Source organism: Butyrivibrio sp. NC3005 (assembly GCF_000424545.1).
In the GTDB taxonomy this organism is placed as follows: Bacteria; Bacillota; Clostridia; order Lachnospirales; family Lachnospiraceae; genus Butyrivibrio.
On sequence record NZ_AUKC01000013.1, the window covers coordinates 1 to 26,089 of the forward strand.

Consider the following 26,089-nt stretch of genomic DNA (forward strand, 5'->3'; position numbering starts at 1 on the left):
CATAAAAGTTTATAACTTTTTATAAGTTTTCAGTAACGGGTATTAGTAATGTTAAAAGGAAAAAATGTTTTATTATGTGTCAGTAGTTCAGTTGCAGCATATAAGGCTGCGGAGCTTTGTTCTCTTTTGGTGAAAGCTCATGCAAATGTTAATGTGATAATGACTGAAAATGCCACGAAGTTTATTTCACCTATAACCTTTGAATCGCTTACACATAATAGAACAGTTGTAGATACATTTGATAGAAATCACTCTTATGAAATCGAACATATCGCACTTGCTGATCTGTCAGATGTAGTAATGGTAGCGCCGGCAACAGCGAACGTTATTGCCAAACTTGCAAACGGACTGGCAGATGATATGCTTTCGACTACCGTTCTTGCATGTAACTGCCCTAAAATCGTGGCACCGGCTATGAATACCAAAATGTACGAGAATCCTATAACAACTGATAATATTGAAAAGCTAAGGCATTACGGATTCGAAGTAATAGAACCATGTAGTGGACATCTTGCCTGTGGTGCAACAGGAAAAGGAAAGTTGCCTGCTCCGGAAGATTTGTTTGAAAGCATTGTGCATGCTATAAGTCACGAAAAAGATCTGGCTGGGAAAAATATTCTGATTACAGCTGGTCCTACCAGAGAATCAATAGACCCTGTAAGATATATAACTAATCATTCAACAGGAAAAATGGGATATGCTATTGCAAAGGCAGCAGCATATAGAGGAGCAAATGTTACCCTTGTTTCAGGACCTGTTGATTTGAAAAAACCATCCTATGTTAACATTGTAGATATCGTTACAGCTAGAGAGATGTTCGAAGAAGTTACAGCAAGATCTAACGATATGGATATAATCATTAAAGCTGCCGCAGTAGCAGACTATAGGCCTATTACAATTGCAGATGACAAAATAAAGAAAAGCGATGATGAACTTTCTATAAAATTGGAACGAACAGATGATATACTGAAATTTCTAGGAGAACATAAGAAGGAAAATCAGTTTTTATGCGGATTTTCAATGGAAACAAAAGATATGCTGGAAAATTCCAGAAAGAAACTTGTTAAGAAAAATCTGGATATGATAGCTGCTAATAATGTCAAAGTAAAAGGTGCAGGATTCGGAGTCGAGACAAATGTCCTTACACTTATCACAAAAGACAAGGAAAAACAGTTGCCTTTAATGAGTAAGTTCGATGCTGCAAATGTTCTTTTGGATGAAATAATAGTTGATTCTAGGATAAAGTAAAAAGAGATTGAAGGCTGAATTCGTGAGATTATTTGGAGAATAGTATGCTTAGCTTGAAATAAATATATCTATCTGAGCTGATTATCTTTACGGCAATCTTAACCAGTTTCAAACGGATTGTATCTACACATTGCTTCCTCATGGAAGAGCACAGAGCCAGCCGTTTAAACCAATTGAATATGTTGTAAGCAAGTGCATGGACCTAAAGGCGGTTTGCATTGGCGAGTTTTGAGTGGTTACATACAGCCCCAAAATTAAATCCGTTCTTGCTCTCCTTTATGAAGTTCTCCATGTTTCCTCGACATTTTAAAGACACCCCCTCTTGGTTTATTCCAAGTTCCAATCTGATAAAAAAACTCACCATATCTTCACCTTCTTGTTTGCCTAAAGATTGAATCATCGGTAAGTTCATTTGCGCAGTTATCCTCATAGTATGATGAGAAAATTTGGTAGATGACTTTCAAAAGATTTTCATCGTCCTTGTGAGTCATATGGCCTGAAAAACCATTGGTATGAAATATGCTGCCTATCAGCTTATCAAAGTGAAGTTTGCTGATGAATTCTTTTATTAGAAGAAGATCAGCATCGGAGGATAAATCGCCTTCATCAAAATTTAATTTAAAAAGCTTATTGCTTTCTAAGGTTGTATACTCATCAATTAGATATATGAAGCCTCTTCTTTGTTATGTTTTTGGATTCGACACCTAAAATTTTAACAGAATTGAGGCTTTATTAATACCCCTTAAACTTCACTTATTGGGTAAAGGAAACATCCGATATAGAATATGTGTGTTTGTATGAGGAGGTATATATATGTATTATCAGAATTTAACAAAAAAGTATCCAGTGAGCAAAACTATTAGGAATGAATTGATTCCTATTGGGAAAACATTAGAAAATATTCGTAAGAATAATATTTTGGAATCTGATGTGAAGAGAAAACAGGATTACGAACATGTTAAAGGGATTATGGATGAATATCATAAACAGCTTATAAATGAGGCTTTGGATAATTATATGTTACCAAGCCTTAATCAGGCTGCAGAAATTTATTTAAAGAAGCATGTTGATGTGGAGGACAGAGAAGAGTTTAAAAAAACTCAGGATTTATTAAGGAGAGAAGTTACTGGTCGATTAAAGGAACATGAGAATTATACTAAGATAGGTAAGAAAGATATATTAGATTTATTAGAGAAATTACCGTCTATATCTGAGGAGGACTATAATGCATTGGAGAGTTTTAGGAATTTTTATACCTATTTTACAAGTTACAATAAAGTAAGAGAAAATCTTTATTCTGATGAGGAAAAGTCATCTACGGTTGCATATCGATTGATAAATGAGAATTTACCAAAGTTTTTGGATAATATAAAGAGTTATGCTTTTGTAAAAGCAGCTGGTGTATTGGCAGATTGTATAGAAGAAGAGGAACAAGATGCTCTTTTTATGGTTGAGACATTTAATATGACCTTAACACAAGAAGGAATTGATATGTATAATTACCAAATTGGAAAGGTCAATTCAGCTATTAATTTATATAATCAGAAGAATCATAAAGTAGAGGAATTTAAGAAAATCCCAAAGATGAAAGTATTATATAAGCAGATTTTATCTGACAGGGAAGAAGTGTTTATTGGTGAATTCAAAGATGATGAAACATTACTGTCATCTATCGGGGCATATGGAAATGTATTGATGACATATTTAAAATCAGAAAAGATAAATATATTTTTTGATGCATTAAGAGAGTCCGAAGGAAAGAACGTTTATGTGAAAAATGATTTATCGAAAACAACTATGTCAAATATTGTGTTTGGAAGTTGGAGTGCTTTTGATGAATTATTGAATCAGGAATATGATTTAGCGAATGAGAATAAAAAGAAAGATGATAAGTACTTTGAGAAACGTCAAAAAGAATTAAAAAAGAATAAGAGCTATACATTAGAACAGATGTCGAATCTTTCAAAAGAAGATATAAGTCCAATTGAGAATTATATTGAGAGAATTTCGGAAGATATTGAAAAGATATGTATCTACAATGGTGAATTTGAAAAGATTGTAGTTAATGAGCATGATAGTAGTAGAAAATTGTCAAAGAATATAAAAGCTGTAAAAGTAATTAAAGACTACTTGGATTCTATTAAAGAGTTAGAGCATGATATCAAACTTATTAATGGAAGCGGACAAGAATTAGAAAAGAATTTAGTTGTCTATGTTGGTCAAGAGGAAGCGCTAGAACAATTAAGACCGGTGGATTCTTTGTATAATCTGACAAGAAACTATTTGACAAAAAAACCATTTTCTACAGAGAAGGTAAAGTTAAATTTTAATAAATCAACACTATTGAATGGCTGGGATAAGAATAAAGAAACAGATAATTTAGGAATATTGTTTTTTAAGGATGGAAAATACTATTTGGGTATTATGAATACAACTGCAAATAAAGCATTTGTGAATCCGCCAGCGGCAAAAACAGAGAATGTTTTTAAAAAAGTGGATTATAAGTTGTTACCAGGTTCTAATAAGATGCTTCCGAAAGTGTTTTTTGCTAAATCTAATATTGGATACTATAATCCATCTACAGAGCTTTATTCTAATTATAAGAAGGGTACGCATAAAAAAGGACCAAGTTTTTCTATAGATGATTGCCATAATTTGATTGATTTCTTCAAAGAATCTATTAAAAAGCATGAAGATTGGTCGAAATTTGGATTTGAGTTTTCTGATACAGCTGATTATAGAGATATTAGTGAATTCTACCGTGAAGTTGAAAAGCAAGGTTATAAATTAACTTTTACCGATATAGATGAATCATATATTAATGATTTGATTGAAAAAAATGAATTGTATTTGTTTCAGATATATAATAAAGATTTTTCTGAGTATAGTAAGGGTAAACTTAATTTACATACATTGTATTTTATGATGCTTTTCGATCAGAGGAATCTAGATAATGTAGTATATAAGTTAAATGGAGAGGCTGAAGTCTTTTACCGTCCTGCGTCTATTGCTGAAAACGAACTGGTTATTCATAAAGCTGGAGAAGGGATTAAGAATAAGAACCCAAATAGGGCAAAAGTAAAAGAAACAAGTACGTTTTCGTATGATATCGTAAAAGATAAGAGATATAGTAAGTATAAATTTACACTTCATATACCAATTACAATGAATTTTGGTGTGGATGAGGTAAGAAGATTTAATGATGTTATAAATAACGCGCTAAGAACGGATGATAATGTAAACGTTATTGGTATAGATCGTGGCGAAAGAAATCTATTATACGTTGTTGTTATTAATTCCGAAGGAAAAATTCTAGAACAGATATCATTAAATTCGATTATTAACAAGGAGTATGATATTGAAACAAATTATCATGCATTATTAGATGAAAGGGAAGACGATAGGAATAAAGCGCGTAAAGATTGGAATACAATTGAGAATATTAAAGAATTAAAAACAGGATATCTGAGCCAAGTTGTAAATGTGGTTGCAAAACTTGTTTTAAAATATAATGCAATTATTTGCCTAGAGGATTTGAATTTTGGCTTTAAAAGAGGGAGACAAAAAGTTGAAAAACAGGTGTACCAAAAGTTTGAGAAAATGCTTATAGAAAAGCTTAATTATCTTGTGATAGATAAGAGTAGGGAGCAAGTTTCTCCAGAGAAAATGGGTGGTGCGCTTAATGCTTTACAATTAACATCTAAGTTTAAAAGTTTTGCAGAATTAGGAAAGCAAAGTGGCATAATTTATTATGTCCCAGCGTATCTAACAAGTAAAATTGATCCGACAACAGGATTTGTTAATCTGTTTTATATTAAGTATGAAAATATTGAAAAAGCAAAGCAATTTTTTGATGGGTTTGATTTTATTAGGTTCAATAAGAAAGATGATATGTTTGAATTTAGCTTCGATTATAAGTCTTTTACACAAAAGGCTTGTGGTATTCGCAGTAAATGGATTGTTTACACTAATGGAGAAAGAATAATAAAGTATCCTAATCCTGAAAAGAATAATTTGTTTGATGAAAAAGTAATTAATGTTACAGATGAAATAAAAGGCTTGTTTAAACAATATAGGATTCCGTATGAAAATGGAGAGGATATAAAGGAAATAATTATTTCTAAAGCTGAAGCTGACTTTTATAAAAGGTTATTTAGATTATTACATCAGACTCTTCAGATGAGAAATAGTACTTCAGATGGAACAAGGGATTATATAATATCGCCAGTAAAAAATGATAGAGGCGAATTTTTCTGTTCAGAGTTTTCAGAAGGTACTATGCCTAAAGATGCAGATGCAAATGGGGCTTATAATATAGCCAGAAAGGGCCTTTGGGTATTGGAACAGATAAGACAAAAAGATGAAGGTGAAAAGGTTAATTTGTCAATGACTAATGCAGAATGGCTTAAATATGCGCAATTACATTTGTTATAAGGAAAGCATGTAAAATGGAAGATGCTATACTCATTACTGAATTAAACGATTTTATATTTTGCCCGGTTTCTATCTATTTTCATAAAATGTATAAGGAAATGGATAGAATGATCTATCAGAATACAGATCAAATAAATGGGACTGCCGCTCATAAGACTGTTGATGATGGAACATATTCATCAAGTAAAGATATTTTGACAGGATTGGATGTGTATTGCGAGAAATATATTAGGGATTGAAGGTAATGCGGCAAAAGTATACTTTGCACGAATTTTTGACAATGTAAATTGGAAAAGACGGCAGCCAAGAATTAAATTTGATTATATAAACAGTCTTTTGGATATTGGATATACAATTTTGTTTAATTTTATAGAGTGTATTTTGAGTGTATATGATTTTGATGTATATCAAGGTGTTCTTCATACGAATTTTTATATGAGAAAGTCGTTAGTGTGTGATTTGATGGAGCCGTTTAGACCGATTATAGATTGGCGTATTAGGAAAGGAATTAATTTAGGACAGTTTAAAAAGGATGATTTCGTTTTGGTTGGTCAGCAATGGCAATTGGAATATAAGAAATCAAATGTTTATTCAATGATTTTTCTTGAAGATTTATTGAATAATAAGGAATGTATTTTTCTATATTTAAGAAGTTATTATCGAGCGTTTATGAAAGGGAAAGATTCTAGTGAGTTTCCATTGTTTGATATTAATTCTAGTGATGTCTCATTATTATCGGGGGAGATATGATTATAATTAGTTATGATATTTCGGATGATAAGTTAAGAACGAGATTTTCGAAGTATTTGTCTCGTTTTGGTCATAGAATACAGTATTCTGTATTTGAAATTGATAATAGTGAAAAGATTCTTAATAATATAATGGCAGACATATCTAATAGATATGAGAAAAAGTTTTCTCAGGAAGACAGCGTTATTATCTTTGTTTTATCGAAGTCGTGTAAAACAATCAGGTATGGATATGCTAAAAATGAGGAAAAAGATTTAATAATGATAACGTGAGTGCAAACCTTTAACTTAATTAATAAATATATGGTGCTAAGTGAAGAAAAAGTGGTTTTGATTATAAAAAGTATTAAAAGAATAATGTTTAAGCTCAGTGATTATTGTTAATTGTGACAGTGTACGAGCTTAGTACTTATAAAGAATTTCTACTATTGTAGATTGCTCAGGAATGCTCTCTATAAGATTATGCTTAGTACTTATAAAGAATTTCTACTATTGTAGATGGAGTTGGGGTCTCCTGTGCACTTGTGTGCTTAGTACTTATAAAGAATTTCTACTATTGTAGATTAAAAACTCATTCATATTTTCTCACTTTGCTTAGTACTTATAAAGAATTTCTACTATTGTAGATCCAACGGCTTATATAAGGGGGATGTGCTTAGTACTTATAAAGAGTCTTAACTATCGTAGATTAATAGGAATGGGTGACACTTAATGTGTTTTAGATAGAAGAAATTCTTGATAAAAATGGTTGGAATAAATATAAGACTAATGGTGAATTTATGAGATCAGTAGTCAATAAGGGCGTAAAAGAAGTAAACGATTTTACCATCTTTGAAGGTGAAAATTGACTTAGATAAGGACGGGAAATCTGTAAAAGGTATATATTTTTATGTGTCAGAGAAAGAAGAAAATGATTATGATTATGATATTGTACAAGGAATAAAACAAGAACTGACGAGCGAAGAGAAGAATGCTGTTCTGGATGAGGTAGCAGGTAAACTGATAGCGACTTTTAAATATACAGGGATAAAAGATATATGTGATTATGCTGGCTATCAAGATATAAAAAATTAAGCCTTTTATAAAGTGTGTTATTTTTTGAAAAAATAGAGGATGATGCTGAAAGAACATCAGTGAAAAGAATTGTAGGGAAATTGAATACAAGTTTTTTATCAATTTTTTGATAAAGATAAGGAAACATAACGAATAGGTATTCTTATAAATAAATTTAATTGTAAAGGAGCAATAGAGTTATTTCTTTAGCTTCTTTTTTTAAAATAAAATATTTTGCTAGATAAATTTATTTCTTATTTAAAAATTCTCTATATTAAAAATGAATCAGTTGATGAAGACTTAGTAGTCAAGATAAATTTACCAAGGGAGGAAAAGTTAAATGGATAGTAGTGCAAATTATTTTTTAACAAACGTAAAGGAATTATATAGAGAGCGAAAATTTGAATTACTATTTGTTCAACAGAGATTATGCTTAGATTCATGCTGATATGATTTATGGTAATGCCTATATTCGTGTTTACGAGTAAAGTGAGATATTAGGATTTGATGTTGTGACTGAAATCGGGAGACTATAGAAATGATACAAAGCTTAATATTAGGATTACTAAGTATACTATATCATCAATCCATATCTAATTAATAAAGGTATGAAAAAATAAAGAGTTCGTAAAAATGATAAGTAATGGTTGAAAACAGTTAATCAGTTCTTTTTTATGATAAAATCTTAGAAATATGAATGAAAGGAAAAGATAGATATGCTTAAAACATTAGAAGTATGTTTTGCTTCTGTTTTATTTATTGTTCTAATAGTAATTAACCTTTTTTATAATAATCAAAAAGGTTGCAAAATTCTTGAAACACTTAAAAATCTGTTGGAAAAGTTTCTGAAGTGTTTCAAAAAAATTTTGAATAGTTATACAAAAATATATAACATAGATGATAATAAAACAGGTGATAATAAAACTTGGAAACGTGTATGTGTTGTTTATGCTATTTTGTTTTTGGTATTTATTTTGTTGGTTTCTTTCTCCACTTCCATTGAAGCAAGTGATAATAAAGCTATAGTACTTGTTACCACGATAGTTTGTTTTATTGTTTTGTTTCTTTTATCATTTTCTATTTTTGGAATTTTATTTGCATCGATTTCTTGGTTTATTGATTTTTATGGAAATAATGAAAACAAGTACAGTAAGATTATATTTAGTATATCTGTAAGTATGGTTTTATTTGTGTTATTTGCTTTTTTATATCCAGATATTTTTTATTCACATAATAAATTTTTAGCTTATGTATTCCTAGCAGGAACTATTACTTTCTATTTAAGAATTATTGAATTGTTGTTTATAATGATAAAAAACCCATTTAATGCTGTGAATAGTAATGACGATAAAAAGTCAGAACAGAGTGATGAACTCAAAAAAACAGAGCGAAGTCTAAAACGAATTATAATATCATCAATCACTATTGTAATAATGATGATATTGGATCTTTTTTTTATGACATTAGGAGTAAATTGTATATGTAATAATGCTTATACTTTTGGTACAAGTAAAAAACACATTATTATACAATTGTTCTATTATACAATTATTTCATTCACGACAATTGGATATGGAGATGTAGTTCCTCAACATCTTTGCAGTCAGATTTTGGCTAGTCTAATTTCAATATCTAGTGTTTTGTGTTTAATTATTTTTATTGGTTCTTTATTCTCGCATAATATTTTTATTAACGAAGAAAAAGCAAGCAAAAGTTAAGATAAAACCTGTATACGAGGATGCTTAATTAGGTTTTTACAAATGATAAAAATTATCATTATCAATACTTGTTTTACTTCTCATTTTTGACTATACTAGTGTTTTGTTAGTAAGAGCTAACATCAAACATAGGAGGTTTGCGATGAGGAGAGGGAATAAAAAATTGTTTTATTCAGTAGGGCTGGCAGCTGCATTGTCTGTTTCTGTGATGTTCACACCACTTGGAATGGAGAATGTCAGTGCCAAGGAGCAAGTTGTACTCCACAAAGAAGAGAGCGTTTCTTTGGAAACTGGGCAGACAGCACTTCTTGAGTGTGAGAGAGCTTATGGCTACAGCGATTATGACATTAGCTGGTCATTTGACAAGGAAGGAATCGTTAGTATTGTAAGCAGTGATGATGGTAACACATATGATTCCTATACTAATGCTGTGATAAAGGCTGAACATGCAGGAAAGACAACAGTTACTATGCATGCTGACTATCATGGAATGTGGTCATATGATGAAAAGTTCGAAGTTGAAGTAACAGGTGATTCTTCTGATGACAATGGAAATAGTGAAGAAGAGAAAGAAGACACCAAAAATCTTTATATCCGATTAGTTGGAAGTTTTAATCACAAGATGGTTGGCGAGCAGGATGTTGATACTGTTTCTAGTGCAACACATGTAAGCTACAAAAGTGACGATGTGAATGCTGTTAAACTTGAGGCAGCACTTGTTGACAAGGATACTGCAAGAGACGACATCAGCGAGGATGCATGGCATTCTTTGAGCTATTTTGAAAAAAGTGAAGATGCTGTAAAAATAAATCCGGATCATACAAAGACCAAAATTGATATTTGTCCTCAGTGTCCGGGTGTTGAGGCATCATATAATGTTTGGGATGGAACAGTTATTCTTAAAGGAACTCCGCAAAAAGAAGGTAACTATAAGGTGTCTGTTACATTTACAGATACTGAAAATAGAACCGCAGTAAGTAACGAAGTTGATTTTCATGTTTATGCTCAAAGCGAAAAACTAATCGATAATTTGAAGTATGAAAACTGTACCAAGACACCAGATGGAAAATACATTTATGATCAGACATCATGGTATATGCCTGATCTTGGTGAAAGTACAGTTAAAGTGCCAAAGGATATAAAAGCCTGGTTTGGTTCTCATGAAATGGGAACATACGGTGAACTCGGAAAGGCGATTTCTCTTACTAATGGAGAGCAGCCTACTCAGACTCTTATAATTCCCAAAGGTGCCAATCTTACTATGGTAAATATGCGCGTTCATAGTAGCGTTAAGATTATCGTAGAAAAAGGTGCAAAATTTTCAATCAGACAGTCTACATTAGAGGGAATAGTAGATGTAAAAAAAGGCGCATCAATTTCTGTTGATTACATTGATTATGGTGAAGATAAGGGATTTATCTATGGTTCTGCTGTAAATGGACAGATAAGACTTCATGATGGCGCAACTATAGAAAATGCAAGAATTATTTCTCACACGAATTTTTCTCAAAGAGATGATTTTAACAGGAAAAACAGTGAACCTGTAGTTAAAGTTGATGGAAAAGTTAATGTTAAAGGAGATGTTTACATATTGGCAGATGAAGCAGCCGATTATGGTGTTGGCCAAAAAGCTTTATATGTAAAAGGCTCTTTGAACGTCCCAGAAGGCTCTACTTTGGCAGTATATGGTGGCGGAAGATCTCAGCTTTCTTCTAAAGGCGGAGATGCCATTACTTTGAATAAGGGTAAAATTGCAGGAAATGGAAGACTTGTTGCTATTGGCGGATTCGGAATGAATCTTACAGGTAATAGAAGCATTATAGGCGGCGGATGTGCTGTATCAGGAAATGGAAGCATTTCTATTAGCAAAGCATACCTTGAAGGTGGTTATAGCTTTGATAAAGAAACAGATCCTGTAGGCGGAAAAGTAAAGTTCCCGGCAAAAGCAAACTGCAAATTCGTAACCGGTAAGTGCATCGCAGGAACAGGTGAAACAACAAGTCCATATTATTGGTCAGGGACAGGCGACTCTAATGGTACATGTCCAAAGATTGATGCTATTCCATTCAACTAAATAGTGTTGTGACATTAAAAAAAGTAGCAATAACAAAACAAATATGTTTTGTCGTTGCTACTTTTTTGAAATTATCTAACTGATTCTCTTGCAAGTGCTCTTGGTTTAATTGCAAGTTGAGGAACTTTAATGCTTGCAAGTTTCTTTACAATGATGAAGAAAACAAGTGATGCAATAAGCGTAAGTGGAAGGTTTAAAGTGCTTTCTTCTGCTGCAATAAATTCATATGTATATATGATTACAACATACTGTATTACATACATTTTGGTAATATTACTGCTAAGCTGTTTAAAGTATGTCTTGACACTTTCTGGCAGTATGCAGCTTGCTACGTAGCAAAGTGCAAGATATCCAAATCCAAATGCGAGCATACAGAGGTTTCCATATAATCCCATGTGATAATAAGGTATCTGATATTTGTTATCAAGCTGTCCGAAGTCAATTGAAAGGTAGAAAGCAACTACCATCATTATTCCGTAGATAGGAAATCCGATTAAAGCAAGTTTTCCATAAAAAGCCTTTTTGTTGCTGCAATTTGAAAGTGCTGTTCCAAATATATATCCTGCAAGTGGGAAGATTATCCATGAGCAGTAAGGAAAATATGAAGTGTCATTAACTCCGATAAAAAGATCTATTGCATAACCAAATCCTTCTTCAGGAAGTGTAAGATATTTGGAAATCAATTCTCCAGCAAGAGATACGACAACTCCGTAGGCAACAATTTTTTTCATGTTCCAGTTGAATTTTTTTATAATAGCAAATGTGAGGAAAGTAAGTGCTGCAAACTGTAAGATGTCAACATTAAGAAGTTCACTTATAGCAGTTCCGAGTCTGCTAGAATCTTTTGCTGTAAAAAACAAAATTATATGTGGGAGTGAATAAACAAGGAAGTTATACACATAACTTAGTACAAGCATTTGTCCGCCACGCTTTGCAAGCTGTTGCCATGTATTATTTCTTGAATATACAATACCGATTCCAAGTGCGAACATGAAAATCGGAGCACCTGGAGGGCTTCCAAGGAATTCAATTATCGATTCAGCCAAAGAGTTGCTGCCATCGAAAAAGTATTCTGTGGTATGCACAAGAACCATGTAGATGATTGCTAAGCCTTTAGCAATATCAATTTCTACTTGTCTTCCCTTATTAATCATGACAAAATCCCTTTCTAAATAAAATACAACCTAAAAATGATACTTAAATAATTTTGGATTCATGCGGATTTACAAAAATCTCAGTAAGTAGTCATATTCTTTGTATGAGCAAGGTAAATTAGGTTATGGTTACCTAGCTGTAAATCATTGTAATCATAAAAATGCACCTTGTCTACAAAGAAATGCAAATTTATGATTTCTTAATCCTTGCTTTATAATTAAAAAACACTTTGTTATCAAAATATGCTCATTTCTAAACTAGCATAAATGGATAGCAAAGTGTTTGGCAATAAAGTGTTTTTTTAATAAAGTATTTGGTTTGTTTTAGGCAGCGTATGGAATTTGATAATCTTGCAAATAAGCTAAAAACAAAACATAGTTAGTAAAACTACTGTCTATTCTAGTTATTTTGGTTGTGTTTTTAAGGGTAATGCATACTTCCTCAATATAGTAGGAAGAATTCTTTCTTTGTTTATATGTAACTTCAGTATGGAATGAAGTTACATCGCTTAGTGAAAAAGATTGTTTTCTTCCAAGTAAGCTTTTTATTTCAATGTCTGGTCCGTTTATACTTACCGTTTTGGAGATATCATTAATTACCATTGCCACCGAACCAATAAAAATAAGTGTAATGACAATACTAAGGATATCTAAATTTGCTATTGAAAAACTGTTTTTATTCGTATACGAAATGTAGCACATAAAAGCTATAAGACATACTATCTCAAATATCGAATATGATTTTAACTTTTTGGACATTTTGAAAGAATGAGTTACAAAGGTGTTTGGTCTATAATTTTTAGGAACGCTTCCAACCTGGCGTATACATAAGTTGTTTTGTCTTAAGACATTAAAGAAATACTGCTTACCATTTGGATTTATGTTTAGAAGATCAATTATTATTTCTTTGTCTGGAGATGAAAGAGTTATAAAGCTCTGAGAATCACAAAGGCAGGTAGTTACTGTCTGTAATGGTATTTTCTTTTCGAAAATACCATATTTAACAGAAATACTGTTAGAAGTAATGACATATTTTCTTTCAAGTAATCCAAAAACTCCAAAATATAGCACAAAGGCAATAATTAAAGAACCAGCGCAAAGAAGAGGAGATTCAAGAATTCCATTTGACCATGCAAATGTGGTAAGACCGGATAGAGCAATAAAAGTTATAAAAAAGACTAGAGTTAGTGTTCTAAGGCGATTATCAATAATTATTACATTGTTTTTTCTAACGTGTGGCTGATATCTTTGTTTAAACATTTTTCAATCCTCTTTCTCTATGTTAAATTCTCAAACTTCTCATAATATTAAGATGAAAAGCTTTGTTAATTCTAAAATCTACTTAACTATAGCACTTTCATGAATTGTTTCAAGCCTTTTTAGAGTGTTGAATATACAACTAACCGAAAAATGGCAAGAATTGCTCATATTTTGCTTATTTTATTCATAATAATTGATTTGAGCATGTAACAAGTTTATGATGAAATTGTTACGAAAAACTTATGGGGTTATTTCGTTATAGTAAGTTATGCTGATTGTTATTACTCAGCATAACTTATCAATTCGAAAAGCTATTTAACATAGGGGGTATTATGGGAAAAAATAACTTCTATAAGGCAATCTGCATTCTATCTGTACCATTTCTTTTAGCAGGTTGTGAAGCAAAAAACGACAATAGTGCAAACGGCAAAAGCACTGAAATTAGGGAGGAAAAAACAGCAATGTCAGATGCAGCAGCAACAATTACAAAAGATAAAGGAATTGAAGATGCAATCGCACAGGAAACTTCTACAGTTGATATTTCAGTAGATGTAGCATCAGATGATGAAGAAAGAGTTCCTACTGCTACAATTGAGAATAAAATTCCGGTTAAGTATGTGAACATGCGTGTTACAGATGCAGGTACCATCGAGCATATAACCTATACAGCTCATGACTATTTTGGCGATGGTGCTGAAATTGAAAAGAAAGCAAATGTATATCTTCCAGCTGGTTATGACAAATCAAAGAAATACAACGTTTTGTACCTTATGCATGGTATAGGAGGCGATGAGAATGAATGGGGTATGACCGGAAATACATCAAGAGTAAAGAATATCATGGATAATCTTTCATACTATGGAGATATTGAATCTTTTATAGTAGTAACTCCTAATGGTCGTTCGGCAGCTAATCATGCAGCAAGTGGTTCTGATTACAATTCTTTTTATTGCTTTGGAAAAGAACTTCGAAATGATCTTATTCCTTACATCGAAAGCCACTACAGTACTTATGCTCAAACTGATAAGCCTGATTATAAGCTTTCTGATAATAGACAGCATCGAGCTATGGCAGGTCTTTCTATGGGAGGAATGCAGACAATTAACATCGGAATTGATGAATGCGTTGATTTGTTTAGTTATTTTGGTGCTTTCTCTGCGGCTCCAACCAGCAATCCAGCCAGCAAGACTGCACAGATTTTAAAAGATAATAAGTATAAGATTAATTATTTCTATAATATCTGTGGAACTGAAGATAACGTTGCCTATGCAAGTGCTTCCCAGGCTGCAAAAACACTTCCAGCATTGTGCAAGCAATTTGAAGAAGGTAAAAACTATATGTGGCAAGAACTTCCTGGCGGACATGATTTTAATATCTGGTACTTGGGTTTCTACAATTTTGCTCAGTTGTGCTTTAATTAAAAAAATATGTGCAAATTGGTTCTTTAAAGTTTTTTATGGACCAATTTGCACTTTTTTCTAATTATACTTGCAATTAATGTAGCTTTCTGGAAAATTCTGTATCTTTCCCATTAAATATGTTATGATATTTTACGGTTTGTTTTACCTTAGTAAAAATATAGATTTTTGTCACTTCGTTCCAAAAACTAAGCAAACTGGCCATTAAAAAAAGGCTTCGCCTTGGACCAGTTTGCTACTTGATTTTTATTCTCACGAAACTCGCAGTAAATGCGAGTTTCTGAATGTAAGTGACAAGAAGTCATGACTTTTTGCTGAGATTTATGATAATCATCAGCAAGAATATTGCTTTTTTGGACAAAATTTCTCTTGACGACAAATTTTGGTCTGGTACGGTTCTTGATTTTCCTGATGGAAACAATAACCTATTGTATAAAAACAAGTGCAGCAGGAATTATTACGTTTTTTATATTGAAGGAAAGTGATAGTTGTTGCTACTGAAGGGAGTTTGTAGCTTTGGAATGGGAAGAATATTTTAGTGACGATATTTTAAAAAGAGGAAAAGAGTACTTTGAAAAAGAAAAAGTAAAAAGATTCGAGGTAGATGACAAAGAAAAATCCTGTCAGGCAAAGGTACTAGGAACTCACATATATAATGTCAAGATTAAAAAAAGTAAATATGGTTATGATTTTGAATGTGATTGTGAGAATTCCAAAAACTTTCATTGCAAACATATGGCAGCAGTAATGTATAAGTGGTCATATACTAGTCTGGAAGATTTGAATGAGGAGTATGGGTTTGAGTCTGATAAGGATAGCTTCTTTTTTAATATAAAAAAAATAGTAAAATCTGAAAAAGATTTTTCATATTCTGATTTTGAAGAGGCTAAAGAGTTAATAGATAAAGGAAAGATTGAACTTACCGAAGTTGAAGATCATTCTCTAAATAATGGAATTACCGGTATAAATGTTCTAAGGCTTCAAGGAACATATCATAATAGCTTAGCAAGCTATGATGTTAGTGCTACTATATCTCAAGATAAGATTATTTTATCAAACTGTAATTATTGTAATTATGATATTCCAAATATATTTTTTAATTCAGGTTCAAAATGCAAACATATTTTAGCCCTGATTCTTTTAGCTGACAATTATATTGCAAAATATAATCCCGGTGATGCAACAGATTATGCAGGAAGTAGTTTATTGCAGAAATATAAAAATATACGTGGAATAAAGAAAATAGACGATGACATAACAAGAACGAATCTTGTTAGAATCGTTCCAAAGGTTTCAGTTGACAGTAAGGCTCAAATGTCTGTTTGTTTTAAAGCTGGTATTGAAAAACTCAATATTATTAAAAATGTTCCTGAGTTTATTGAGGCAAGAGAAAAGTTTAAAGTAATAGATCTTGCAAAGAATAATACTATTTCTTTTATGGATTACGATTTAACTGTGGAAGCATCAAAGTATTTTGATTTTATGCTCGAGTCAAAAAGATTGGATGAATATGTTAGAGAACAAGTTACAAGGCTTGTTTCATCTTTGTATGATTTTTCATTAAAAAAAGCGCCTAAACAAAAGATAAATCTGACATCTGAACTTATAGATAAGTTTTATGATATATCTGAAAATACTTATGTAGAGTTTTCAAGTGAAGGTGCAGGTAATCAAAGCGTATTTTTTGGAAAAAAAGATATAAGAGCAAGTGTTATTGTAGATAAAGTTATTGATGAAAAAGGAAATTTTGCCTATGCAAATGTAATAGTTAAAATGCCTCTTCTATTTAAGGGAAACGAGTACAATTATTTTTTTGATGAAGATGATGGCCTTTTCTCAAGAGTTGATGAACTTTCCGAGGAATTTATGCTATTGTTTGAATTTGCCAAAGACGGAAATACAAGCTTTAGAATTGGTAAAAAGAGATTATCCGAGTTTTATTACCGAATACTACCTCAACTAATGGATGCGCCTGATATTGAGGTTCAGATAACTGATCGTGAAGTATTGGAAGAAAATCTTCCGCCGCAGTGCCGGATTGTTTATTATCTAGATGCGGACGACGACATTTTAAAAGCCAGAGCCGTAGCTTTATATGGTGATAAGGAATTTCAGGTTCGTGTAGCTGCTGAACAGGAATATCCGCTTCCACAAGATAGAGATATAGAATATGAGCAGTCAGCTTTAGACGTTTTGATGCGCTATTTTCCACATAATGAAAAGGGAGATGATTTTTGTTATTCTTATAAAAGGAGTGACGTTATATACGAAATTCTGGAAGAGGGATTAAAGGAATTAATGTCAGTTGGTGAGGTCAAGGCAACTGATGAGTTTAACCGACTAAGAATAAGGAAGACTCCAAAGGTGAGCATTGGTGTATCTATTTCTAATGGTATTCTGGATCTTGATATACAAACTGATGATATGTCTTCAGAGGAGCTGCTTGAACTGCTTGAAAGTTATCGTAAGAAAAAGAAATATCATATACTTAGAAATGGTGAGTTCATACGTCTTGAGCGAGAGAATACTATTGAAGAACTTAATGCTACAATGCAATCAATGGGAATTTCTGCAAAAGAGTTTACAAAAGGAAAACTTCATCTTCCTTTGTATCGTTCATTATATATAAATAAGCTATTGGAAGAACATGACGAAATAGCAGCAAAGAGAGATAAGAATTTCAAGAATCTAATAAGAAATTTTAATGAAGTTAAAGATTCGGATTTTGAAGTTCCAGAGAGCCTGTCCAATACTTTGAGAGAATATCAGGCATATGGATTTAAGTGGCTTACGACATTATCAGAATTGGGCTTTGGAGGAATACTGGCTGATGACATGGGACTTGGTAAGACCCTACAGGTTATAACCTTTCTTCTTTCTCGTAAGGAAATAGAAAAGGAAAATGGAAAAAATATTTCAGCTCTTATTGTGTGTCCTGCTTCTCTTGTTTATAACTGGGAAGAAGAGTTTAAGAAATTTGCTCCATCTATAGATGTTAAGACAGTAACCGGTAGTACTTCTGAAAGAAAAAAGCTTCTGTCAGCCCAAAAGCTTCCTGAAGTTTTGGTGACTTCATACGATTTATTAAAGAGAGATATTGGGTTATATGAAGAACATAAATTTGACTATGAAATAATTGATGAAGCACAGTACATAAAGAATCAAACTGCTGCCGTAAGTAAGGCTGTAAAAGTTATAAAGAGTAATCAAAGATTTGCACTTACAGGTACACCAATAGAGAACAGACTTAGTGAGCTTTGGAGTATTTTTGATTATCTAATGCCGGGATTTCTATATACCTATGATAGATTCAAAACTGATTTTGAGAATAGCATCACCAAAGATAAGGATGAGAATGCTATTAATCAGTTAAAAAATATGGTAAGTCCGTTTATATTAAGAAGACTTAAAGAAAATGTTTTAAATGATTTGCCTGAGAAAATCGAAGAAATTAGATTTTCAAAATTTGAGAGTAAGCAAAGAAAACTATATGATGCACAAGTTACACATATGAAAAAAATACTTACAAGTAAGGAATATAGCGCTGGTAAAGATAAGATTAAAGTATTGGCTGAACTGACCAAGATAAGAGAAATCTGCTGTGATCCAAGTCTTATTACAGAAGGATATACAGGTGATTCGGCTAAGAGACTTTCTTGTATGCAGCTTATTGAGAGTGCGATTGATGGAGGTCATAAAATCCTTCTTTTCTCACAGTTTACATCCATGCTCGAACTGTTGGAAAAAGATTTACAAAGTGCAGGTATAGAGTATTACAAGATAACTGGTCAAACACCTAAAGAAGATAGAGTAAAACTGGTACATGCTTTTAATAAAAATGAAATACCGGTTTTCCTTATTTCGCTAAAAGCTGGCGGAACCGGACTCAACCTTGTAGGCGCCGATGTAGTAATACACTATGATCCATGGTGGAATCTTGCAGCCCAAAATCAGGCAACAGACAGAGCGCACCGAATGGGCCAGAAAAAGAAAGTATCTGTATTTAAGCTTATAGCAAAAGATACTATTGAAGAGAAAATCGTTGAAATGCAGAATGCAAAGAAAGATTTGGCAGATGCAATTTTGAACGGTGAAAGTGAATCTCTTATGAGTATGAGTAAAGAACAGCTTATAGAACTCTTAGGGTAAGTGACAAAAAGTCATAGTTTTTGGGTTTGATGATTGTATAGATGAGTTTTGATGGCTTGTAATATTTCATGAGCAGAACTGTTTATAAACGTTGGTACTTAGGTTCTGTTTTTTAGAACCTTATGTACCATTACGTTTATAATCAAGCGAAAGCGTGTCTGCGACGAAATATACAAACAACAAAACGGATTACATGAAATAAAAAACTATAGATTTTTGTCACTTCCATCCCTTACTTCTTGACGGTTGAATAGCCAATAACCTCTGCGTTTTCCATTTCATCTAGAAGGCTATTATATATTTTTTCTGCATCTTCGCTGCTTACAGAATCTTTTTTTGATCCGTCATCTGATTCATAGTGATAAGTTTCGTTTCCGTCTTTATCATATTCAACACTTACTTTTTCCATTATCATGAGCTTATTGTCTGTAAGAGAATATTTGCAGACAAAATGGTTGCCTCCTGTATAAAGCTTGCCGTCTTTTATCGACAATGGATAAGCTGTTCCGCCAGAGCATACCTTGCCGACTTCTACGATAACAGAATCCTTATACATGAAAATTGTAGAATCGATTGAGGCAAAGTTTCCATCCTGATTGTCATAGGTTCCGCTGCTTACAAGAAGAACATCCGTTCCATCTATGTTAGCATTAGCATAACCCATTCCATCTGTAAGCTTTTTATCTACTATCTGAGTAAAAGTATCACAGCCGGAAATATCTATATTAGGAGCTGTTTCTTCTTCCATATCTGCTTTTTCAGAAGATGTATTAGTGCTTGATGAATCAGAAGATTCTTCATTAGAAGCTTTGGTGTTTAAGTCAGAGCTTTTAGTTGCTGATTCATTTGAAGCAGTAATCTGTGTAGATGAATTACTTGTTGAAATGTTTTGGTCATTTTCACTGTTTTTACAACCTGCAAGTGAAAATACCATTATTCCCATAAGGGATAGTACTAACAGTCTTTTTTTCATAACCATTCTCCTTTGCTTTTTTAGTCACATATTTTAATTGTATCATGTATAAGATAAAACTCAATTCATTGTTATATACAAATAAAAGGTTATGTCTTTCAAATCTCATTCCGATAAACTATGTGAAATAGTAAAAACGTTGTTGAAAGCTAGGTAAATAACTTTATTTATTAGTTTTCAAAAAGTAAAATTACCAGCTTTTTATCAGGCAACAAATGCACCATACAACTGATATTCGATGTTTTATTTTTACAGGTAGTAAATTAAAAACAAGGATGTTAGGTTGCTGCATAAACAGCAACATGGCGTGGATTAGCAGAAAGGAGGACACAGATGCCTACGAAAGTTCAAGGAGGTACCGATGTCTTTTCATTTGCGCAATTGACTGATCCTGCAAAAGAATGGATGGAACCAGGAATGGATATTCCAAGTTTTGGACAGACTATAGCTCAGGTAAAAGAGTCATTTAAAAGCGCTTCGGCAAAGACACAGCAGATATCTTCAAAATCAAATGCTCAGGGCGTTATGCAAAAACAAAGACTGGATTTAAATAATACCGAAAAAAATACAGACTCTAATAATAAATCCAAAAATCTCGATGCAGGTAGTTTATCAAAGACAGACCAAAGGCAATTGGTAAAGAACAAGACAGTTCAGGTAACAGATAAAACCGCTGACACTCAAACAGATTATTCAAAGGATGATTTTATCTCGGAAGATTTGGAAAAAGCAGGAAAAGAACTTGTTGAGAAAATTGCTAAAGAGTTTGGAATTGATAGTGCACAGGTATTGGATGCAATGCAGATTCTAGGACTTGAATATGAAAGCCTTTTGCAAATTGACAATCTAAAAGATTTGGTTATGACAGTAATGGGAAGTGATGATTCTATAGATCTTCTGACAGATTCAGGATTATACGATCAGTTTAAGAAGATTTTAGAGGAATTAAGAAATGTTTTAGAAGAAATTTCTAATGGAAACGGTATTGAGGTTTCCGAACTTTCCGACATAATCAGTGAGAAAATTTTACAAAAGCATTTATCTGATTCCAAGGAAGAATTAGAATTAGCATCTTCAGATAATGATATTTCTTTTGAAAAAGCGCTTGAAGGTATGTCAAACAAACAGGTGGTAGATGAGTCTGGAAAGAAAACTGATGTGAAAGAAAACGACCAAAATATAGACACAGTAGTTACACCAGATAAAAAGGATACTGAAGAAGTAAAGAATATTTCTTCTGACAAAGATTTTTCGAACAAGCATGAAGAACTTCCGGAAAATGCCAGAAAACATCAACAGTATTTGGCAGAAAAATCTAATAATGACAATGTAGAAAAGATTGAAATTAGTCAGGATAGTAATGCTTTAAAGATGAATCTTCAGACCGCAAATCCTTTTGAACAAATTTTTACAGGAATTTCTGAAGCACTTAAAGAAAATATACAATCGCAGCAGATTCAGGGAAACTACACAGGACATGGAGTTGATCAGAGCAGTATTTTAAAACAGATTTCTGACGCAATTAAAGTTCAGATTAAAGCTGAGGCAACATCAATGGAATTACAACTTCATCCAGCAAGTCTTGGTAGCGTAAAGGTACTGGTACAGCAGGCTCAGGAAGGCGGACTTATAGCAAGATTTACAGCACAAAGTGATGCAGTTAAGGCAGCTCTTGAATCTCAGATTTTATCACTTCAGCAACGCTTTGATGAGCAGGGATTAAAGGTAAATGCAGTAGAAGTAACAGTGGATGCACATGCATTTGAGCAGAATCTTGAGCAAAACAGGCAGTCAGATGCGCAGATGCAGGAGCGTAAGAATTCATCATCTAGTAAAAATAGGAGAATTAATCTTGCTGATCTGGACCTTTCTTTGGAGGATGGCAAGGAGCTAGATGACGATGAACGCATTGCTAAAGAAATGATGAAAGCAAACGGTAGCACCATCGACTACATGGCATAGACATTTTAGCCTAGCTTTCATCGGAAAGGATGTATTTTATGTCAGTTTCAGCGATTGTCAACGAGAATGGAGAAATAGTCAATAATAGTGATCCTAAAAAAGCTAAAGGGATACAGGATAGTACAGGTACTTCTATTAAAGATTATAAAGATCAGTTCATGCAGCTATTAGTAGCACAGATGAAGTATCAGGATCCTCTTGAACCAACTTCAAACACCGAATATATTTCCCAGTACGCTCAGTTTACACAGGTTGAACAGATGCAGAATATGGCAGATGCAATGGCTCTGTCCAGAGCAGCTGATCTTGTAGGTAAGACTGTTCAGATTACTAAGGTTGATGACGAGGGTAATAGCAGAATAGTGGCAGAAGGCAAGGTTGACTATGTAACTTATCAGCATGGAGATGCATATGTAACAGTGAACGGTGTATCTTATAATGCAGATCAGGTATCTTCTGTTATAGATTCGACATACTCTAATGATACCAAGAGCCTTATGGAAATTCAGGAAATATTAGCTAAGCTTCCACCGGTAGAAGAAATTACTCTTGCCGCTAATGAAAAAGATCTTGAGAAGCTTGTTAACAAGTACAACAGCCTTAGCGATATAGAAAAATATCTTACAGATGCTCAGATTGCCAAGATAAAGGATTATGCTACAAAATATGCAGCTTTAGTAGTAGAAGAGACGGCTAGTAATGCGGCAAAAGAGCGTGAAAGACAAAATGAAAATGCGGTTTCACAAAACACAGGAACACAAGCGAATACAGAAGAAACATCGCAAAGTCAAGAAACTCAGAACCAGGGAACAAATGTTAATGCAGTAGAACAGGCTCAAGATAATACAGATAACAATAGCGCTGCAGATACTAATGAAGAACAGGCACAAGAAGCAACTGGTTCTACGCAGGCTCCTCAAGGGTCATAAAAATTTACAAAAAGAGATATTTAAAAAACTAATGCAGTAAATGGTCATGGGATGAATAAGCTTTGTCCCATGACCAGAAAAGAGGGAATGATGAACGGAATCAATAAAAACTTTCTCTCAATTGATCAGATTCAGAATACCTACTTAAAAGATGCTGTAGCGGTTACAAAGGAAATAGAAAAGCAGACAGCATCCTTTGCAGAAATTTTGGATATTGCGTCATCGAAGAACAAAGAGGCGGAGCCACTTCGTTTTTCAAAGCATGCGACAGCAAGGCTAATGGACAGAAATATAGAGATGACTACGGATCAGATTAATCGCCTTAATCAGGGTAAAATCGAGGCAAGTGAGAAAGGAATAAAAGAGTCACTGATTTTGGTAGATCAGTTGGCATTTATTGTAAATGTAAAAAATAATACAGTTGTCACAGCTATGAATAATGACGATACAGATGAAACAAAAGTATTTACAAATATTGATGGAGCTGTTATCGCATGAACCCTTTTTCATGAAACTTGCATCAAATGCAAGTTTCTAGAATAAAGGCAATAAAGTAAGTATAAAAAAGGAGTTAATGCTTAGACCGGACCATTATGGAGGTCGTGCGTTTTGGATTGAATGAAAAAGCGCAAAGAAAGCAGAAAAACTCCTTCTTAATCCGGATTTTGTTTCCGGCAAATGCATATAGGAAGGCATTTGGTTTTTTTAAGGAGGATTTATCTATGTTAAGATCTATGTACTCAGGTGTTGCAGGACTTAAAACTCACCAAACAAAGATGGATGTTATTGGTAATAATATCGCTAACGTTAATACAACAGCTTATAAAGCTCAGCAGATTAATTTCAGTGATCTTATGTATCAGACAACACAGAATGCATCTGGTGCTACAGCTACAACTGGTGGTGTAAATGCAAAACAGATTGGTCTTGGTTCTATGTCAGCATCCATTTCGACAGCTATTGAATCTCAGGGTGCAACTCAGACTACTAACAATCCTTTCGATATCATGATAAATGGTAATCAGTTCTTCGTTGTTAACAGTGGAACACAAAATCTTTATACAAGAGATGGTTCGTTCTATGTTGACGGTGACGGAAATCTTGCAATGCAGTCTAAAGGTTTCTATGTAATGGGATGGAAAGCAGAAGAAGACGATACAGGTGCTCTTATTATCAATACAACAGGTGAACTTACAAAACTTCAGGTTAAGAGTAAAGATATCGAGACATATCCACCAGAAGGAACAACACAGGGCCTTATGTCAGGAAATATTGATAAGAACGACAAGAATGTCCTTTCTTCAGCTGGAAAAACTCTTGCAATGGAATTCTATGACAACAAAGGTTATCTCTATACAGCTAAGTTTACAGTAAAAGATACGGATACTCTTAACAGATATACACTTGAACTTTCAGATGTTATTGATTCTACTAATACTTCAATTGGTAAGGCTGCAATGTCACAGCTTACATTCGGCTCGAATGTAGGTGAAGAGGACAGATCTCTTGGAAAGAGCGGAACTCTTAAGCCAGCAGTATATGGTGAGAAAGATGCAAATGGTAACATCATGTTCTTCCGTTCAGCTATAAATGGAACAACATATACATCAGAACGAATAAATACGCCTACAACAATTCCTGGTGTATATTCAATGGGCGGCACAACAACATTTACAGCGGATCAGATTACTCTTATGAATGAGGCTTACAATGGAACTTTTTCATTAGATAACGGAGTACTAAAATTCACATCTACAGAACCAAACGCAACAGCTCTTGTAGTTAGTAAGTATACAGTTGATGACAAGGGTAATATTTCATTCTCGGTTATAGATCCTGTAAACGGAAGTGACTCTGTTCAGACAGGATATTCAGTACTTACAGTTAATACAAACGTTGATCCTAATACGATTACTTTCCAGGATAGCAGCAGTACTCAGGTTGGAACATCAAGTGTCCCAATGACTTACACAGATGGCGGTTCAACAGCACTTACAGTAGACCAGGCAAGAATCCTTAGCACAGTAATGGGCGGAACATTTTCAATAAATGGATCTTCTCTTAGATATACCAATACAAATGGAGAAACTTATACAGTTGATAGCTACACAATAGATGCTAGCGGAGCTGTTACACTCCAGATGCATGATAAAGCTATAAATTATGAGATGAACAGAAACTCTGTAATTCTTAATTTTGCTCCATCAACTGGTAATATTGCAAACTTTGCAGAGGGAGCGGTAATGCCTATTATCAACTTTACACCTGACGTTGATGATCCGACTCAGGCAGATGGTGATGCAGCATGGACAGATATTACAGTTAACCTTCAAACACTTACAAATGTTAACACCAACGGTTCTAGTACAATAACAGCCAACAAGGGTGATAAAAACGGTAACAATGAAGGTCGTAAGCTTGGTAAGATGACAGGAATTTCTGTAGCAGTAGACGGAAAAATTACAGCAAGTTATTCCAACGGTCAGTCAAGACTTATTGGACAAATCGCATCAGCAACATTTGCCAATGCATCAGGTCTTGAGAAGCAGGGTGACAACCTCTATGCTTCTACAATGAACTCCGGTGATCCGGCAATTCAGGATATCACAGTATCAGGCGGATCAATGACTACAGGTGTTCTTGAAATGTCTAACGTAGACCTTTCAAGTGAGTTCACCAATATGATTACAGCACAACGTGGTTTCCAGGCAAACAGCCGTATTATCACAGTTTCAGATACTCTTCTTGAAGAATTAACAAATCTGAAGAGGTAACTGTAAAGTTTTAAAATCATAAGCCGATATTATTAACGAGATTTCGGAATTTAGATGTTTAAAAAGTTTTATCACATGCAATTTATTCGCACCTTTCCATGGGGGAAAGGTGCGAATAATTGATAAAAAACTGACAAAAAAATCTAAATTTTGGTGTCCTAATTTATTAAAATCGACAGACAAGTACGTGATAT

The 26,089-nt window shown here is 33.3% G+C and carries 18 protein-coding genes, 1 pseudogene and 1 CRISPR repeat array; of the genes and pseudogenes, 14 read left to right on the plus strand and 5 right to left on the minus strand.

Annotated features, from left to right (window positions below; translation table 11 throughout):
• Positions 1–48 precede the first annotated feature (48 nt).
• Positions 49–1,248: a bifunctional phosphopantothenoylcysteine decarboxylase/phosphopantothenate--cysteine ligase CoaBC gene (coaBC, locus tag G634_RS0104210; protein WP_026504234.1), complete on the plus strand. Its 1,200-nt coding sequence runs from the start codon at positions 49–51 to the stop codon at positions 1,246–1,248.
• Between the two features lie 49 nt (positions 1,249–1,297).
• Here the strand turns inward: coaBC and G634_RS22080 are convergent.
• Both G634_RS22080 and G634_RS22085 read right to left on the minus strand, forming a co-directional pair.
• Positions 1,298–1,549, minus strand: a pseudogene (locus G634_RS22080) (transposase); the annotation flags it as partial.
• Positions 1,550–1,616: 67 nt separating this feature from the next.
• Positions 1,617–1,916: a transposase gene (locus G634_RS22085; RefSeq protein WP_442855631.1), complete on the minus strand. Its 300-nt coding sequence runs from the start codon at positions 1,914–1,916 to the stop codon at positions 1,617–1,619.
• Between the two features lie 145 nt (positions 1,917–2,061).
• On the opposite strand from G634_RS22085, the gene cas12a reads away from it, so the two are divergent.
• The 7 genes from cas12a (at position 2,062) to G634_RS17965 (ending at position 11,276) form a co-directional block, all read left to right on the plus strand.
• On the plus strand, positions 2,062–5,682 hold the full coding sequence (cas12a, locus tag G634_RS0104220; RefSeq protein WP_035798880.1) for a type V CRISPR-associated protein Cas12a/Cpf1: 3,621 nt from the start codon (positions 2,062–2,064) through the stop codon (positions 5,680–5,682).
• Positions 5,683–5,696: 14 nt separating this feature from the next.
• Positions 5,697–5,921: a type V CRISPR-associated protein Cas4 gene (gene cas4, locus G634_RS0104225; protein WP_026504237.1), complete on the plus strand. Its 225-nt coding sequence runs from the start codon at positions 5,697–5,699 to the stop codon at positions 5,919–5,921.
• Positions 5,890–6,432: a CRISPR-associated endonuclease Cas1 gene (gene cas1 / locus G634_RS17960; protein WP_051233678.1), complete on the plus strand. Its 543-nt coding sequence runs from the start codon at positions 5,890–5,892 to the stop codon at positions 6,430–6,432. Before cas4 ends, cas1 begins: the two co-directional genes overlap by 32 nt.
• Positions 6,429–6,704, plus strand: a complete 276-nt coding sequence (gene cas2, locus G634_RS0104235) for a CRISPR-associated endonuclease Cas2 (RefSeq protein ID WP_026504238.1) — start codon at positions 6,429–6,431, stop codon at positions 6,702–6,704. The genes cas1 and cas2 overlap by 4 nt, the downstream gene beginning before the upstream one ends.
• 126 nt (positions 6,705–6,830) lie before the next feature.
• Positions 6,831–7,120: a CRISPR direct-repeat array (repeat unit 37 nt; unit sequence TGCTTAGTACTTATAAAGAATTTCTACTATTGTAGAT).
• A gap of 202 nt (positions 7,121–7,322) precedes the next feature.
• Positions 7,323–7,505: a hypothetical protein gene (locus G634_RS0104240; protein WP_196805285.1), complete on the plus strand. Its 183-nt coding sequence runs from the start codon at positions 7,323–7,325 to the stop codon at positions 7,503–7,505.
• A 695-nt stretch (positions 7,506–8,200) separates the two neighbouring features.
• Positions 8,201–9,202, plus strand: coding sequence for a potassium channel family protein (locus tag G634_RS0104245; RefSeq protein ID WP_026504240.1), 1,002 nt, complete (start codon positions 8,201–8,203; stop codon positions 9,200–9,202).
• A gap of 142 nt (positions 9,203–9,344) precedes the next feature.
• On the plus strand, positions 9,345–11,276 hold the full coding sequence (locus G634_RS17965; protein WP_026504241.1) for a hypothetical protein: 1,932 nt from the start codon (positions 9,345–9,347) through the stop codon (positions 11,274–11,276).
• 71 nt (positions 11,277–11,347) lie between these two features.
• Here G634_RS17965 and G634_RS0104255 read toward each other — a convergent pair whose 3' ends face one another.
• Together G634_RS0104255 and G634_RS0104260 are read right to left on the minus strand one after the other, a co-directional pair.
• A complete protein-coding gene (locus G634_RS0104255) occupies positions 11,348–12,430 on the minus strand; it encodes an acyltransferase family protein (protein WP_026504242.1) in 1,083 nt (360 codons plus the stop codon).
• 324 nt (positions 12,431–12,754) lie between these two features.
• Positions 12,755–13,690, minus strand: coding sequence for a hypothetical protein (locus G634_RS0104260; protein ID WP_026504243.1), 936 nt, complete (start codon positions 13,688–13,690; stop codon positions 12,755–12,757).
• Positions 13,691–14,022: 332 nt separating this feature from the next.
• Here G634_RS0104260 and G634_RS17970 point away from each other — a divergent pair, with 332 nt between their 5' ends.
• Complete coding sequence (locus G634_RS17970; protein ID WP_051233679.1) at positions 14,023–15,111, plus strand: alpha/beta hydrolase; 1,089 nt, start codon at positions 14,023–14,025, stop codon at positions 15,109–15,111.
• 513 nt (positions 15,112–15,624) lie between these two features.
• The gene (locus tag G634_RS17975) at positions 15,625–19,257 is read left to right on the plus strand and encodes a DEAD/DEAH box helicase (RefSeq protein WP_051233680.1); all 3,633 of its coding nucleotides are present in this window, start codon (positions 15,625–15,627) and stop codon (positions 19,255–19,257) included.
• Between the two features lie 232 nt (positions 19,258–19,489).
• On the opposite strand, the gene G634_RS0104280 is transcribed toward G634_RS17975, so the two are convergent.
• Positions 19,490–20,230 carry a hypothetical protein gene (locus G634_RS0104280; protein WP_026504244.1) on the minus strand — a complete coding sequence of 247 codons (741 nt, stop codon included), beginning with the start codon at positions 20,228–20,230 and terminating at the stop codon, positions 19,490–19,492.
• Between the two features lie 333 nt (positions 20,231–20,563).
• Here G634_RS0104280 and G634_RS0104285 point away from each other — a divergent pair, with 333 nt between their 5' ends.
• The 4 genes from G634_RS0104285 to G634_RS0104300 all read left to right on the plus strand — a co-directional run bounded on the left by G634_RS0104285 (position 20,564) and on the right by G634_RS0104300 (position 25,895).
• The gene (locus tag G634_RS0104285) at positions 20,564–22,192 is read left to right on the plus strand and encodes a flagellar hook-length control protein FliK (protein ID WP_026504245.1); all 1,629 of its coding nucleotides are present in this window, start codon (positions 20,564–20,566) and stop codon (positions 22,190–22,192) included.
• 38 nt (positions 22,193–22,230) lie between these two features.
• The gene (locus G634_RS20170) at positions 22,231–23,121 is read left to right on the plus strand and encodes a flagellar hook capping FlgD N-terminal domain-containing protein (RefSeq protein WP_051233681.1); all 891 of its coding nucleotides are present in this window, start codon (positions 22,231–22,233) and stop codon (positions 23,119–23,121) included.
• A gap of 51 nt (positions 23,122–23,172) precedes the next feature.
• Positions 23,173–23,619 carry a TIGR02530 family flagellar biosynthesis protein gene (locus G634_RS0104295; protein ID WP_330364756.1) on the plus strand — a complete coding sequence of 149 codons (447 nt, stop codon included), beginning with the start codon at positions 23,173–23,175 and terminating at the stop codon, positions 23,617–23,619.
• A 224-nt stretch (positions 23,620–23,843) separates the two neighbouring features.
• On the plus strand, positions 23,844–25,895 hold the full coding sequence (locus G634_RS0104300; RefSeq protein WP_026504247.1) for a flagellar hook-basal body complex protein: 2,052 nt from the start codon (positions 23,844–23,846) through the stop codon (positions 25,893–25,895).
• Positions 25,896–26,089 lie beyond the last annotated feature (194 nt).